This is a genomic window from Pseudomonas sp. Pseu.R1, from assembly GCF_045764065.1.
In the GTDB taxonomy this organism is placed as follows: domain Bacteria; phylum Pseudomonadota; class Gammaproteobacteria; order Pseudomonadales; family Pseudomonadaceae; genus Aquipseudomonas.
The window spans coordinates 4317763-4331869 of record NZ_JBJGEE020000001.1 but is presented as its reverse complement, the minus strand read 5'-3'; the positions used below and the strand labels follow the sequence as shown (position 1 = coordinate 4331869).

The window sequence follows — 14107 nt, the reverse complement described above, 5'->3', positions numbered from 1 at the left end:
CAGCGTTACTCGCTGCTGTCAACACCCTTTTTTCACCGCTTTCGATTCGAGCCAAGCCGGAAAACCGAAGCACTTCCAACCCTATCTAGAAACCGTTAACTCGTTGATCTACAAGGAGTTTTAGGTTCCGACTGCGCCGGAAGTGGGGCGAATTATAGAGACATCTGCAGGGGCGTCAAGCACTAATTTAAACTTTTGTTACAGCGGCTGCTTGTTTTACCCGAGAGCCGCGGGATATGCCCAGCAATTACGGGAATTCTCAGGACCAACAACACGCTCCCGATCCCTGCATAAATGGCCCACTCTTTGAGGTCAGCCCTGACGATCCATAGCATATGCAGCAATCCAAGCCCGAGTATGGGATAAACCAGCCGATGCAGCTTCTTCCACTTCGCCCCCAAACGACGCTGGCTATACCGATTGGAAGTAACCGCCAGCACTAGCAAGCCAACAAACGCAAGGCTACCCACAATAATGTAGGGGCGCTTGACCAGTTCGACACCTAACTGAGCCCAGTCAAACCCTAGAATGAAGAAGCCATACCCCAGCATGTGCAGCACTGCATAGGTAAAGCACCACAGCCCCAACTGGCGCCGGACGATCACCCACCCCGCCCAACCAGTGACCCGCTGCAGCGGCGTCATCGCCAGCGTGATCAACAGCAACACCAGCGTCCCCAGACCGAACAGGTCTACCAGCGCTTTTCCAGGGTCAGGCCCCAGATCAAGAATCCACGCTTTATGCAGCCAGACTACCGGGGGAACGCATACAGCAATGAAAACCGCCAATCGCCATAACAAATAACGCATCAATAATTCTTCCGCAGATCCATACCCGCATAGAGAGAGGCGACCTGCTCTCCATAGCCATTGAACATTTCCGTTTGCCGGATATTGGGACTGAACAGGCCACTGGGTAGCCTGCGTTCATGCGCCTGCGTCCAGCGCGGATGATCGACCGCCGGGTTCACATTGGCATAGAAGCCATATTCGTTCGCCGCAATGCTCTGCCAGGTAGTTCTGGGTTGCTCGCTGACGAGACTGACACGGACGATGGATTTCACGCTTTTAAAACCGTATTTCCACGGCACGACCAAGCGCAGAGGTGCGCCGTTCTGATTCGGCAACTCACGGCCATACATTCCCACCGCGAGAATCGCCAATGGATTCATCGCCTCATCCAGTCTCAGCCCCTCGATATAGGGCCAATCGATAAGTGCAAAGCCAGATCTCTGACCCGGCATGACCTTCGGATCCTGCAGCGTTTCAAAACGAATGTATTTGGCATTTGCCTTGGGTTCGACCTGCTTGAGCAATTCAGCGAGAGGGAAGCCCATCCATGGAATCACCATCGACCACGCCTCCACACAACGCAGACGATAGATGCGCTCCTCCAGTTGATAGGGCTTCATGAAGTCTTCCAGCGCATAGCGCCCCGGCTTACCCACTTCTCCATCGACCACAACAGTCCACGGTTCGGTTTTCAACGACCCGGCGTTCTGAGCAGGATCCCCCTTGTCAGTGCCGAATTCATAGAAGTTGTTGTAGTGAGTCGCGTCTTTGAAGGGCGTAATGGCTTCGTTCTGAACGGTCACAGCCTGCCACCGGGTCGTGGGCAATTTTTCCTTGAACCAGTTCGGCGCGTTCCCGGCCTCGACCCCGGCGTATTGCGACACATCGGCAGCTTGCGCCCATGACGGCAGTGCACCAACAGCAATCCCTGCCAGTGAGGCGCCCAAGACAGCACGGCGTGAAAGGTAGATGGATTCAGGCGTGACATCCGACTCTTTGCAATCGGATGCGCAAGGGACTTTGATAAGCATGGCGACTCCGCAGCCAAGGTGAATGACTCCACCTTATAGGCTGCGCAGTTCGGTGTGAAATGAATCTATAACGCTATTTATGACGACGCAGGCGCAGCAGATACTGAATCGGTCCCGAGGCCGCATAGCCTAGGAAAATCAACAGCAGGATGCGCGGCGGATCGCTGAACACCACAGCAAATACCAGGACGACCGCCAGAATCGCAACGAAAGGCACGCGCCCTTTGAGGTCCAGTTCCTTGAAACTGTTGTACTTGATATTGCTGACCATCAACATGCCAGCCGCCGCAACCAGCAACGCGACGAGGAACGACAACTTGGAACCCTGGATGCCGTAATCGCTGAACGCCCAGACTGTGCCCGCTACAACCCCGGCAGCCGCAGGACTCGCCAGGCCAATAAAGTAACGCTTGTCAGCTTTACCGACTTGGGTATTGAAGCGCGCCAGACGTAGCGCGGCCCCGGCAACATAGATAAAGGCAACCATCCAGCCCACTTTGCCCATGTCGCCCAACGCCCAGCCGAAGGCCAGCAACGCAGGCGCCACGCCAAAAGCGACCATGTCAGACAGGGAATCATACTCGGCACCAAATGCACTTTGAGTGTTGGTCATCCGCGCAACACGCCCATCCAGCCCATCCAGCACCATCGCGACGAAGATGGCGATGGCAGAAAAGGCGAAGTACTTGCTCGCTCCCGCGGCATCCCCCGCACTCAGCGCACTTTGTGCACTCATCGCGCTGATGATGGCGTAGAACCCGGCAAACAGGTTAGCCGTGGTGAACAGGTTCGGCAGTAGATAGATACCGCGATGACGGACCTTGCGGCCCTCGGCGTCATGCCCTTCTTCTATATGTTCATCGATCGGTAGCAGGCTTTCGGCGTCAGAGGCCTTGTTCGGCTCAGGACGTTCGCTCATGGACAATACCTTGCAGCTATGAATTTTCGACAAATGCTCGCAGCAACACGCGGCAGCAAACGATGCTGCTTTATACCAGATGAGTCCCCATAACGAAAAAACGCGACCTTAAGGTCGCGTTCTTTCTTACACCGAAACCAGATTCAGAGAATCTTAGTTTTTGGTCTGGTCGACGATTTTGTTCTTCGCGATCCAAGGCATCATCGAGCGCAGTTGCTCGCCGATGATTTCGATGCCGTGGGCCTTGTTGTTGCGGCGCTTGGCGGTCATCGATGGGTAGTTGCTCGCGCCTTCAGCGATGAACATCTTCGCGTATTCGCCGTCCTGGATGCGCTTCAGAGCGTTGCGCATGGCCTGACGGGATTCGGCGTTGATGACTTCAGGGCCGGTCACGTACTCGCCGTATTCGGCGTTGTTGGAGATCGAATAGTTCATGTTGGCGATACCGCCTTCGTACATGAGGTCAACGATCAGCTTCAGTTCGTGCAGGCACTCGAAGTAAGCCATTTCTGGCGCGTAGCCCGCTTCGACCAGGGTTTCGAAACCGGCTTTGACCAGCTCGACGGTACCGCCGCACAGTACGGCTTGCTCGCCGAACAGGTCGGTTTCAGTTTCGTCTTTGAACGTGGTTTCGATGATGCCGGTGCGGCCACCGCCAACGCCCGAAGCGTAGGACAGAGCGACGTTCTTGGCGTTGCCCGAAGCGTCTTGGTAGATAGCGATCAGGTCAGGGATACCGCCGCCTTTGACGAATTCGGTACGTACGGTGTGACCTGGCGCTTTTGGCGCGATCATGATCACGTCCAGGTCAGCACGTGGCACGACCTGGTTGTAGTGAATCGCGAAGCCGTGGGAGAAGGCGAGGGTGGCGCCTTTCTTGATGTTCGGCTCGATTTCGTCTTTGTACAGACGGCCCTGGAATTCGTCAGGGGTCAGGATCATGACCAGATCGGCAGCAGCCACAGCGGTCGCAACGTCAGTCACTTTCAGGCCATGGGCCTCAGCTTTGGCGACGGTTGCCGAACCTTTGCGCAGACCGATGGTGACATCGACGCCGGAGTCTTTCAGGTTGCACGCTTGAGCGTGGCCTTGGGAGCCGTAACCAATGATGGCTACTTTTTTGCCCTGGATGATCGAAAGGTCGCAGTCTTTGTCGTAATAAACTTTCATGAAATTCCCCTGTTATCTTGGCCGTTCAGGCCATTCGCTAAATGTGTGGGTTAGATGCTCAGCACTTTGTCGCCACGGGCAATGCCCGTGACGCCGCTGCGTACGGTTTCCAGGATGGCGGTGGTGCCAATGGCCTGAATAAAGCTATCCAGTTTGTCGCTCGTCCCTGTCAGCTGCACGGTGTAGACACTGCTGGAAACATCAACGATCTGGCCACGGAAAATGTCCGTGGTGCGCTTGATCTCCGCGCGCTGTGCGCCAGTGGCCTTGACCTTGATCAGCATCAGTTCGCGCTCGATGTGAGCACTCTCCGACAGATCGACCAGCTTGACCACTTCAACCAGCTTGTTGAGGTTCTTGGTGATCTGCTCGATCACTTCATCATGGCCCACGGTGGTCAGCGTCAGACGCGACAGGGTCGAGTCTTCGGTCGGCGCCACCGTCAGGCTTTCGATGTTGTAGTTACGCTGCGAAAACAGGCCGACGACGCGCGACAGAGCACCCGGTTCGTTTTCCAGCAAAAGCGAAATGATGTGCCGCATGTTAGGTACGCTCCGTCTTGCTCAGCCACATGTCACGCATCGAGCCGTCTCTGATCTGCATCGGATAGACGTGCTCGGCAACGTCGACCTGGATGTCGAGGAACACCAGACGGTCTTTCATCGCGAACGCTTCTTCCATCTTCGGCTTCAGGTCTTTCAGATCGGTGATCTTCATCCCGACGTGACCATAGGCTTCGACCAGCTTCACGAAATCAGGCAACGACTCCATGTAGGAGTGCGAGTGACGGCCGCTGTAGCTCATGTCCTGCCACTGACGAACCATGCCAAGCACACCGTTGTTGAGCAGGATGATCTTGACCGGCAGGTTGTACTGCAGGCAGGTCGACAGTTCCTGAATGTTCATCTGGATGCTGCCCTCACCCGTCACACAGGCGACGTGGGCATCCGGGAAGCTCAGTGCAACACCCATGGCGGCCGGCAGACCGAAGCCCATGGTGCCCAGACCACCGGAGTTGATCCAGCGATTAGGCTTGTTGAAACGGTAGTACTGCGCCGCGAACATCTGGTGCTGACCCACGTCGGAGGACACATAAGCATCGCCCTTGGTGACTTCGCACAGGGTTTCGATCACGGTTTGCGGCTTGATCAGGCTGCCATCGCCTCGGTTGTACGGGAACAGGTCGCCGCCCGCACGCCATTCGTCGATCTGCTTCCACCAGGTCGCAACGGACTCCTTGTTAGGGGTCTCGCCGATTTCCTTGAGGGTCGCCACCATTTCGGTCAGCACGCTCTCCACAGGACCCACGATTGGCACGTCTGCCTTGATGGTCTTGGAGATCGACGCTGGGTCGATGTCGATATGGATGATCTTCGCACCAGGGCAGAAGCGCGCCGCACCGTTGATGACGCGGTCATCAAAACGCGCGCCGACGGCCAGAATCACGTCTGCATGGTGCATGGTCAGGTTGGCGGTGTAGCTGCCGTGCATACCCAGCATGCCCACGAACTGACGATCGGTGCCCGGGTAGGCGCCCAGCCCCATCAGAGTGTTGGTGACCGGAGCGTTCAGCAGTTGGGCCAGTTCGGTCAGTGGTGCGGAACCGTTGCCCATGACCACGCCACCACCGGAGTAGATAACTGGACGCTTGGCAGCGAGCAGCATTTCCACCGCTTTGCGGATCTGACCCGAGTGACCACGAACAGCCGGGCTGTAGGAGCGCAGCTTGGCTTTTTTCGGGAACACGTATTCGAACTTCTCAGCCGGGTTGGTCATGTCTTTCGGAATATCGACAACGACAGGACCAGGGCGGCCGGACTGCGCCAGATAGAACGCCTTCTTCAGCACTTCCGGGATTTCCGACGGGTGCTTGATCATGAAGCTGTGCTTCACGATTGGGCGGGAGATACCGATCATGTCGGTTTCCTGGAAGGCGTCGGTGCCGACCATCGTGCTTGGAACCTGTCCCGACAGTACGACCATCGGAATCGAGTCCATGTAGGCCGTCGCGATACCGGTGATGGCGTTGGTTGCACCGGGACCTGAGGTCACCAGTACCACACCTGCTTTACCGGTAGCGCGCGCATAACCGTCCGCCATGTGAGTGGCAGCCTGTTCGTGACGAACGAGGATGTGGCTCACGGCCGGTTCTTTGAACAGCGCATCGTAAATATGCAGAAGGGCACCGCCGGGGTACCCATAGATATGCTCAACGCCTTCGTCACGCAAAAAGCGGACGACCATTTCAGCGCCAGATAAAAGCTCCACGTTGTTCACCTCTAAAACGCCAGAATACCGTCCACAAAAGAGGAGACGGGTCTTAATAGGTTTACTGCCAGCAGAGCATGAGCGACGGTGGTCGCCGACTACGTCAGCACTGACTGAGCAAGTATTGGGATCGCCCCTTAAGTGTTTCGAGGTCTTCCCACCCAGCGCGAGGTAACGCGTTGCGGGTGTAACAGGTCGACGCGGGTGTGCGCCTCATGATCTGCTGAGACGGTCTGCTTCTGGCAGTCCCTCTACAGCGGACTTTGGATTGTTCTGATTCGCCCCTCTCAAGTCAAGTCATCCATGCGCTTTCTTCACTCACGACCCCCGAAAAAGCACCGAATGAGGTCGTTGTTACCTGCTTGTGGTAGGTTTCAACCGCACAGCAAACGAAATGAAGGAAGCCGTATGCGCTGGATGATGCTCGCTGCCACGCTGACGCTGGCAGTTGGTCCTGCCACTGGTCAGGCCGCCCAGATTTATAAATGGGTGGACGCTCAAGGCGTCACGCACTTCGACGCCCAGCCCCCTGCCGGGCAACCCTCTCAGGAAATCGAATCCCAGAAACCGGTCACGCCTCCCCCCGCCGCCCCCGTGCAACCTGATTCCAATCAGGAGCAGCAAGCCGTGGACGCCAAGGTCAAAAAGCAGGTGGCCGCGCAAGAAGCCAAGCGAAAGGACTATTGCGAACGCCAGCGCACCAATCTCGCCCAGTTGCAGAACAACCCGCGAGTTCGTGAGGAGGTGAATGGGGAATTCAAGCGCTTCACGGAAGAGGAACGCCAGGCACGCATCGCCGAGGTCAAGACGTCCATCGACGACACGTGCAACTGATGATCAGGAAGCCTCGGTAATCAGGCGATCGAACTGCGCCAGCAACGCCTGTAACTGGCGCGTTTTCTGGGCTTGGCCCGCATAGACCATCTGCGCCATTTCCAGAATGCCCGACGCATTCGGCAACGCCATATCCTGCTCCAGAATGATTTTCATCCTGGGCAGGAAGATCCATTGCAGCCACTGGTGAAAATCCAGCGTATCGACGCAAAAAGGCTCGCGGCTCGCCAGCGCGTCGTCGCTCGGCGGCAGCTCGCTCCACCAGTCCAGAACACGCAGCTCACGCTCGATCAACAACAGTTGATCGGCCACTTGGGGAAATCGCTTATCCATTCGCCTTCTGCCGAGCCAGTGCAGCGCCCGCTGCGTCGCCCTGCTTCTCGCGCGCCTGAGCGATCAGGCCCCAGAGGCTGGCTTGCAGATCCGCGCGCCCGTTCGAAAGGGTCAGCGCTCGACGGGCAAGTTGCTCGGCCTGAGGTGCATCGCCTTGAGCCAGACGCACCTGCGCCAGACGATAAAGGACTTGAGGCTCACGTGGCGCGACACGTTGAGCACGCTCAAGACTGGAAGAAGCACCGTTGAGGTCGCCGCTGCTCTGCTGTTGCTGAGCCGTGGTCAGCAAGGCAAGCACCGGGCCGTCGAGCTGCTCGTCAGCCGATAGACCACCGCTGGAGGCCGAAGGAATACCGGTCGGCGCCGAGGACGGCATAGTGTACGTATTGGTCGTGGCGGCAGGTGGCGTGTAGGTGTTGTTGATCGGCGCCTGGCTGCCCGACGAAGCGCCGACAGGGCTTGTGCTGATCGGCGCAGAAGTCGGCGGTACGAACGTCGAAATCGGTGCGGCACCCGCCCCGCCCGGCACCATCACCGTCACACCCGAATCCTGATCAAGCGCTTGCGGCGCCTGATTCTGTTGCACAGGCGCACGGTAGGTGTTGTTGCGATTGGCTGAGACGCGCTCGCTATTGGAAACGCGCGAGCCGGAATCCACGACAGGAATGTTACTGCGTGTCTGCGTCGCACAACCGTTGAGCAAAGCCAGGGCCGTTAAAGCCGGAATCCACCACTTGTTCACTTCACACCCTCTTCGCTTAGTTCAACCAGCCTTTGACCCAGTCCATCACCGATTCGGCAGGGGCTGTCGGGCCACCACACGTCGGGCCGGGTTGCGGCTCACTGCCGCGAATATACGGCATCTGTACCGCGCCTGGGCAGCTTGCATCAGTGCCCTGCCCGGTCGATGCATTGACCCAGGCCATCACGACGTTATCGGGCATAGCCATGTCCAGCGGCAGTGGATCGGCCTTCTTCATGAAGGTGGTCCAGATCTGCAACGCCCCCGTCGCCCCCGTGAATGGCGTCTTGCCGTTATCGTCGCGCCCCATCCAGACAATCGCCAGCAAATCCTGACTGAAGCCGGCGAACCAGCTGTCTCTGGAATCGTTGGTCGTACCGGACTTGCCTGCCAGATTCAGCGTACCTGGCAACACGTTGTACACCGACTTGCCGGTGCCTTCGCGCATCACACGCTGCATGGCGTTCTGCAATAAATAGATGGAACCCGGATCGAAGCGCTGTTGAATCTGGAACGGGTAACGCTTGAGTGGCTCACCTTCCGCCGTCAACACGCTGCGAATCCCGCGCAACGGGGTATTGAAACCGCCACTGGCGATGGTCTGGTACATGGTCGCGACTTCAATCGGACTCAACGCTCCCGCCCCCAGCAGCATCGACGGGAACGTCGGCCAGTCACGTGTTACACCCAACTTGGTGAGTGTCTTGAAGACGTTCGGCACGCCCAGATCCAACCCCAGCTTGGCGCTGGACAGGTTGTAGGAATGCGCCAGCCCTTGGTACAGAAAGATATTGCCATGGGCCTTGTGATCGAAGTTCTGCGGCTTCCAGATCTGGCCATCGGCACCTTTGACCTGGAACGGCTCGTCCGGCACCCAACTGGTGAGCGTGTATTGCTGCGGACGCTCCAGCGCTGTCAGGTAAATGGCCGGTTTGACCAGCGAGCCAATCGGACGCACCGCATCCAGAGCGCGGTTGAAGCCCGCAAACCCGGCCTGACGGCTGCCGATCAACGCTTGAACTTCACCTGTTTCCGGGTTGGTCACGACCATCGCCGTTTCCATTTCGTCCGCGCCTTTGCGCCCTGCGATCTTGGCGAAGCTTTCGCGAACGGCGGCCTCGGACTTCATCTGCAGGATCGGATCGAAACTGGTGAAAATACGCAGGCCTTCTTCGGTCAAGTCTTCATCACGGTAGTCCTGACGCAACTGACGCTTGACCAGATCGAGGAAGTCCGGGAACGAACTGTCTGCCAACGAACCGGTTTTGGTCACGCCCAATGGCATTTTCTTCGCGGCGGCAACGGCTTCAGGCGTGGCGACACCCTGCTGTTCAAGCAAATCGAGCACCAGATTACGGCGTTCAAGGGCGCGATCCGGATTGCGCCGCGGGTTGTAATAGGAGGGCCCTTTGACCAGCCCGACCAACAGCGCAACCTGATGCAGCTTCAGTTCAGAAAGTGGCTGACTGAAGAAATACTGACTGGCCAGACCAAAACCGTGTACCGCACGCTGCCCATCCTGACCGACGAAAACTTCGTTGAGGTACGCCTCAAGGATCTCCTGCTTGCTGTAGTGGATCTCCAGCAGGATAGCCATCATGGCTTCAGTCAGTTTGCGCGTGAGGCTACGTTCGTTGGTCAGGTAGAAGTTCTTCACCAACTGCTGGGTCAGCGTCGAACCACCCTGGCGCATCTGGCCCGCCGAGGCGTTGACCCAAAAAGCACGGGCGATCGACTTCGGTGACACCCCGAAGTGATGATAAAAATCGCGGTCTTCCACCGTGACCAGCGTATCGAGCAGGTACGGCGGCGCCTGATCCAGCTTGATCAGAATCCGGTCTTCGAGGTTTTTCGGGTACAACCCACCGATCAACAGCGGCTCAAGGCGGGCCACGGCCAGTTTGGAGCCGTTGGCGGCGGTCAGATCGGCGACGTAATCGCCGGAAAAGCGCACGTGAATCTGCTGAGCGGGGTCCGCGCCTTCATAAAACTGAAAGCCACGGGTGTTCAGGTCGACGTTGTTGCCGTTCACCGACGCCGCGCCCGGCCCGTTGGCAACGCTTTCACGGCGATAACCCAGTGCGTCGAGCTCGATCAGGAAGTCGTCACGCGACAGTTTCTGGCCGACGAACAGTTCCAGCGGACGTGCATAGACCTTGGCGGGGATCGTCCAGCGCTTGCCGGAGAATTTTTCCTGCACGATGGAGTCGAGGTAAACGGCGAAGCAGGCCAGTACCACCAGCCCGACGAGGCTGAGTTTGAGGACCCAGCCCAACAGGCTGCGCAGGCGGCTATTGGTGGGTTTCGGGGCTTTTTTTGAAGTGCGGGATCGAGTCATGGCGGCGGATTATACGCACTTTCAAAGCCGTCGGCAGACCACCCTCTTAGCGGTTTTCAGCAATGCGCCGAGCGGCCATAATGGCCACCTTTAGTCACATCAATATCGACTTACCACCTTTCAAGGACCGTCCGTGAGCCAGACTCTGATAGCAGCGCTGCAAAATCCTGCCCTGTTCGACCACCCTGTGGACCAGTTTCAGGTCATCGAGACGCACATTTCCTGGGTATTGCTCACAGGTCCCTACGTCTACAAGATCAAAAAGCCGATGAACTTCGGCTTCCTCGATTTCACCACACTGGCGGCGCGTGGCCACTTCTGCGAACAGGAACTGAAGCTCAACCAGCGCCTGACCGACAATTTGTATCTGGAAGTGTTGCCCGTCACCGGCACCGCTGAAGCCCCCCAACTGGGCGGCACAGGTGAGCCTATCGAGTACGTGCTGAAAATGCGCCAGTTCTCTCAAGACGGTCTGCTCAGCACGCTACAGGCCAAGGGCGAGCTGACGACCGCCCATATCGATGACATGGCGCGTCAAATCGCCGATTTCCATATCAGTGCCCCACGCGTGCTCACGGAAAACGTGCTGGGTTCGCCCGAGAGCGTGATGGCTCCCGTGACCCAGAACTTCGAACAGATCCTGCCTTTCCTCAGCGATAAGGCCGACCTGGTTCAGTTGCAGGCACTGGAAGCGTGGGCCAACACCAGTTTCGATCGTCTCAAGCCCCTGCTGGCCCAACGCAAGCAGGACGGCTTCATTCGCGAATGCCACGGTGACATTCATCTGGGCAACATCACGTTGATCGACGGCAAGGTGGTGATTTTCGACTGTATCGAATTCAACGAACCGTTCCGCATGACCGACGTTTACGCCGATATCGGTTTCCTTGCGATGGACTTGGAAGACCGCGGCCTGAAAAGCCTGTCGCGCCGCCTGATCAGTCAGTACCTGGAGTACACCGGCGATTACGCAGGCCTGGAGCTGCTGAATTTCTATAAGGCTTATCGTGCACTGGTGCGAGCGAAAGTGGCGCTGTTCAGCCTGCAACCCGACACCGATAACATTCAGCGCGCTGCCACGCTGCGCCAGTACCGCAACTACGCCAACCTGGCAGAAAGCTACAGCGCAATTCCTTCGAATTTCCTGGCCATTACCCACGGCGTTTCCGCCGTGGGCAAAAGCCATGTCGCTATGCGTCTGGTTGAGGCGCTGGGCGCCATCCGCCTGCGCTCGGACGTAGAGCGCAAGCGTCTGTTCGGCGAGAGCCAGGACCTGTACTCGGCGCACGTGAGTGCGAAAACCTACCAGCGCCTGAACGAGCTGGCCGCAGTCGTGCTGCGCGCAGGCTTCCCGGTGGTGGTCGATGCCACTTATCTGAAACTTGCCCAACGCCAGGCTACGGCACAGATTGCTGAAGCCATTGGCGCCCCCTTCCTGATTCTCGATTGCTCCGCTCCAAAAGCCGTTATCGAAGGTTGGCTGGCGCAACGTCAGGCGCAGAATGAGGATCCTTCCGACGCAACGATGGAAGTTATCGAGGCGCAATTGGCGAGCCGCGAACCACTGACTCCTGACGAAACGTTGCGCAGCCGCCACGTGGAGACCAACATCAGCGGGGATCTGGACAAGCTGGTAACGGACATCCGCCAGTGCCTGCCAGGCCTCTAAGCCGGACTGAATTATCGAATCGTGAAGAGGGTCTCTTCACGGCTCGATAGTGGTGGCATTATAATGGCGTCAGAATTCCAACAAGGTGACGCCAAGATGACCCAGCCCAAACAGCTCGACTCGCCGCTCTTCGCCTTGCTGCGAAAAGATGACGTGAACGCCTTTAATCTTCAGCGTCCTAAAAACGGCCCGATTGACTTGGCCGGCGGGGATTTTCGGGGCTTGGACCTTCGCGATCTGAATGCCGATGAAATCGACTTCACCGACGCCTACTTCCGCTCGGCGGACTTGCGTGGTGTCGACTTCCGCACAGCGTCCCTCGAAGGCGCCAGCATCGCTCATGCCCAGATTTCCGGGGCCTATTTCCCGGCTGAACTGAGCGCTGACGAAATCCTTATGTCGGTCAATTTCGGTACTCGCCTGCGCTATCGCACTCGCTGACGGCTGGTTGCGACACCTGCGCGACACCTCTCTCCTGCCCTGCATGCGCGGCCATGCCGGGCTTGTGTCAATTGACGCCCCTCGTTTGAAGCTACCGTCCGGCACCTGAGCCGCAATCTCCCCGTACCTGCGCGAAAGGCCGCCCTGCACGCAACTACACTTGATTCACGACTTGTATCGGCAGTTCTTACGAGTCAGAGAAAGCACCACCGAATAGACAACTCATGCCAGGAGGCATCATGGACGACGAACTGCTAAGGATGAAAAATCTGGGTAAAACCTCTGCTCAATGGTTACACGCATCCGGTATTCACAACGCGACCGATCTGCGACGCCTCGGCGCCATCCACGCCTATCACGCGGTCAAAAACCGCGGCTTCAGCGCCTCGAGAACCCTGCTTTATGCCCTCGAAGGCGCATTATGTGACCGTCACTGGTGTGATTTGCCCAGCGAGTTGAAAGCGTCACTCAACCGGCAACTCATCAGGCTTGATCAGGAAGCCTCAATACCCCCCGCAAACGGAGCAAAAAAATAGTTTTAAAAAGCCTGTTGACTTACAAATGAGAATCACTATGATTATCACATCCGGTCGCGAGACTGGCTGGTAACCTGAAAGGCTCCTTGGTTCGGACTCTCAGATTATCTCCTCATCAGGCTAATCACGGTTTTTGACCCGGCTTTTTGCCGGGTCTTTTTTTGCCCGAAGTTTTTGTATCACCCTTACGGGCGAACCCCCAAATGCGCAAGCAGGTCGTCCAGCAGACTGTTGGCGCCCAATCGCAATCTCTCCGGTTGCAGCCAGCCAGTACCGAACCGGGCCTGGGACATTTCCAGGTAACTGCGAGCCTCATCCAGCGTACGTACATTGCCAGACGCCTTGAGTCCCACCTGAGAACCCAGCTCGGCAATCGCCTCCATCAGAATGCGAGCGGCTTGAGGTGTCGCACTGACAATCTGTTTGCCCGTGCTGGTTTTGAGAAAGGCGGCCCCTTCACGGATCGAGGTATGGCAAACACTGTGGATGATCTGCGGATCACGCAGTACGCCGGTTTCCAGGGTGACAGTGAGCATTGCACGCTGTCCGCATTTGGCCCGACATGCTGCGATCATTTCACTGCCAATCTGCTTGTTTCCCGCCAACTGTGCATGGAAGGGATACACCAGATCGACCTCATCCACGCCGACCTGAAGAGCCGACTGGACTTCCGATTCCGCCATTGCAATCGAAGCACCTCCACTCGGAAAGTTGACCGCTGCCACAACTTTGACTTCTCGGGCACGCAACGTATCGAGTGTCCTTCGTGCCAGACCGGCAAACCTGGATGACACACAGACGGCTGCGACGTTGCCAACCGGGGTCAGCGCCCGCTCGCACAACGCGATGATGCGTTCGGGAGAGTCGTCTGCATTCAACGACGTCAGCTCCAGCAACCCCAACGCCTTTAGCGCCACCTCTTCATCACTTTCGCACACCCTGTTCATGCCTCGCTCCTTGATACCCGATCAGTTTCGAGGAGCGACAATAATCCAGAGTGAGGACGCGTGGACGCCCGCAGATGCGTCCAAGAGC

Annotated in this window: 14 protein-coding genes; 4 read left to right on the top strand and 10 right to left on the bottom strand. The window is 57.5% G+C overall.

Annotation, left to right across the window (positions count from 1 at the left end; all coding sequences use genetic code 11):
• Positions 1-182: 182 nt before the first annotated feature.
• From msrQ to ACI5GA_RS19785, 6 genes are all read right to left on the bottom strand, one after another.
• Positions 183-809 carry a protein-methionine-sulfoxide reductase heme-binding subunit MsrQ gene (gene msrQ / locus ACI5GA_RS19810; protein ID WP_421423904.1) on the bottom strand — a complete coding sequence of 209 codons (627 nt, stop codon included), beginning with the start codon at positions 807-809 and terminating at the stop codon, positions 183-185.
• Positions 809-1822, bottom strand: a complete 1014-nt coding sequence (msrP, locus tag ACI5GA_RS19805) for a protein-methionine-sulfoxide reductase catalytic subunit MsrP (RefSeq protein WP_421423903.1) — start codon at positions 1820-1822, stop codon at positions 809-811. The genes msrQ and msrP overlap by 1 nt, the downstream gene beginning before the upstream one ends.
• 73 nt (positions 1823-1895) lie before the next feature.
• Positions 1896-2741 carry a CDP-diacylglycerol--serine O-phosphatidyltransferase gene (gene pssA, locus ACI5GA_RS19800; protein ID WP_404640385.1) on the bottom strand — a complete coding sequence of 282 codons (846 nt, stop codon included), beginning with the start codon at positions 2739-2741 and terminating at the stop codon, positions 1896-1898.
• Between the two features lie 153 nt (positions 2742-2894).
• Entirely contained in the window at positions 2895-3911 is a 1017-nt protein-coding gene (gene ilvC, locus ACI5GA_RS19795; RefSeq protein ID WP_404640387.1) for a ketol-acid reductoisomerase, read from the bottom strand.
• Positions 3912-3961: 50 nt separating this feature from the next.
• Positions 3962-4453, bottom strand: coding sequence for an acetolactate synthase small subunit (gene ilvN, locus ACI5GA_RS19790; RefSeq protein WP_404640389.1), 492 nt, complete (start codon positions 4451-4453; stop codon positions 3962-3964).
• 1 nt (position 4454) lies between these two features.
• A complete protein-coding gene (locus ACI5GA_RS19785; RefSeq protein ID WP_404640391.1) occupies positions 4455-6179 on the bottom strand; it encodes an acetolactate synthase 3 large subunit in 1725 nt (574 codons plus the stop codon).
• A gap of 408 nt (positions 6180-6587) precedes the next feature.
• Between ACI5GA_RS19785 and ACI5GA_RS19780 the strand changes: the two genes are divergently transcribed.
• Positions 6588-7013 carry a DUF4124 domain-containing protein gene (locus tag ACI5GA_RS19780; RefSeq protein WP_404640393.1) on the top strand — a complete coding sequence of 142 codons (426 nt, stop codon included), beginning with the start codon at positions 6588-6590 and terminating at the stop codon, positions 7011-7013.
• Between the two features lie 3 nt (positions 7014-7016).
• Here ACI5GA_RS19780 and ACI5GA_RS19775 read toward each other — a convergent pair whose 3' ends face one another.
• From ACI5GA_RS19775 to mrcB, 3 genes are read right to left on the bottom strand one after another with little or no spacing between them, the layout of a single operon-like run.
• The gene (locus ACI5GA_RS19775) at positions 7017-7346 is read right to left on the bottom strand and encodes a YqcC family protein (protein ID WP_404640395.1); all 330 of its coding nucleotides are present in this window, start codon (positions 7344-7346) and stop codon (positions 7017-7019) included.
• Positions 7339-8088 (bottom strand): tetratricopeptide repeat protein, encoded by a 750-nt coding sequence (locus ACI5GA_RS19770; RefSeq protein ID WP_404640397.1) that lies wholly within the window; start codon positions 8086-8088, stop codon positions 7339-7341. The genes ACI5GA_RS19775 and ACI5GA_RS19770 overlap by 8 nt, the downstream gene beginning before the upstream one ends.
• A gap of 16 nt (positions 8089-8104) precedes the next feature.
• Complete coding sequence (mrcB, locus tag ACI5GA_RS19765; protein ID WP_404640399.1) at positions 8105-10426, bottom strand: penicillin-binding protein 1B; 2322 nt, start codon at positions 10424-10426, stop codon at positions 8105-8107.
• A 133-nt stretch (positions 10427-10559) separates the two neighbouring features.
• Between mrcB and ACI5GA_RS19760 the strand changes: the two genes are divergently transcribed.
• The 3 genes from ACI5GA_RS19760 to ACI5GA_RS19750 all read left to right on the top strand — a co-directional run bounded on the left by ACI5GA_RS19760 (position 10560) and on the right by ACI5GA_RS19750 (position 13072).
• Positions 10560-12095, top strand: coding sequence for a bifunctional aminoglycoside phosphotransferase/ATP-binding protein (locus ACI5GA_RS19760; protein WP_421423902.1), 1536 nt, complete (start codon positions 10560-10562; stop codon positions 12093-12095).
• Positions 12096-12191: 96 nt separating this feature from the next.
• The gene (locus ACI5GA_RS19755) at positions 12192-12536 is read left to right on the top strand and encodes a pentapeptide repeat-containing protein (RefSeq protein ID WP_404640403.1); all 345 of its coding nucleotides are present in this window, start codon (positions 12192-12194) and stop codon (positions 12534-12536) included.
• A gap of 239 nt (positions 12537-12775) precedes the next feature.
• The gene (locus ACI5GA_RS19750; protein WP_404640405.1) at positions 12776-13072 is read left to right on the top strand and encodes a TfoX/Sxy family protein; all 297 of its coding nucleotides are present in this window, start codon (positions 12776-12778) and stop codon (positions 13070-13072) included.
• Between the two features lie 185 nt (positions 13073-13257).
• Here ACI5GA_RS19750 and deoC read toward each other — a convergent pair whose 3' ends face one another.
• Positions 13258-14019, bottom strand: coding sequence for a deoxyribose-phosphate aldolase (gene deoC / locus ACI5GA_RS19745; RefSeq protein WP_421423901.1), 762 nt, complete (start codon positions 14017-14019; stop codon positions 13258-13260).
• Between the last annotated feature and the right edge of the window lie 88 nt (positions 14020-14107).

Coding starts and splice junctions, on each gene's coding strand:
- msrQ (WP_421423904.1), bottom strand. CDS start 809: ATGCGTTATTTGTTATGGCGATTGGCGGTTTTCATTGCTGTATGCGTT.
- msrP (WP_421423903.1), bottom strand. CDS start 1,822: ATGCTTATCAAAGTCCCTTGCGCATCCGATTGCAAAGAGTCGGATGTC.
- pssA (WP_404640385.1), bottom strand. CDS start 2,741: ATGAGCGAACGTCCTGAGCCGAACAAGGCCTCTGACGCCGAAAGCCTG.
- ilvC (WP_404640387.1), bottom strand. CDS start 3,911: ATGAAAGTTTATTACGACAAAGACTGCGACCTTTCGATCATCCAGGGC.
- ilvN (WP_404640389.1), bottom strand. CDS start 4,453: ATGCGGCACATCATTTCGCTTTTGCTGGAAAACGAACCGGGTGCTCTG.
- ACI5GA_RS19780 (WP_404640393.1), top strand. CDS start 6,588: ATGCGCTGGATGATGCTCGCTGCCACGCTGACGCTGGCAGTTGGTCCT.
- ACI5GA_RS19775 (WP_404640395.1), bottom strand. CDS start 7,346: ATGGATAAGCGATTTCCCCAAGTGGCCGATCAACTGTTGTTGATCGAG.
- mrcB (WP_404640399.1), bottom strand. CDS start 10,426: ATGACTCGATCCCGCACTTCAAAAAAAGCCCCGAAACCCACCAATAGC.
- ACI5GA_RS19755 (WP_404640403.1), top strand. CDS start 12,192: ATGACCCAGCCCAAACAGCTCGACTCGCCGCTCTTCGCCTTGCTGCGA.
- ACI5GA_RS19750 (WP_404640405.1), top strand. CDS start 12,776: ATGGACGACGAACTGCTAAGGATGAAAAATCTGGGTAAAACCTCTGCT.
- deoC (WP_421423901.1), bottom strand. CDS start 14,019: ATGAACAGGGTGTGCGAAAGTGATGAAGAGGTGGCGCTAAAGGCGTTG.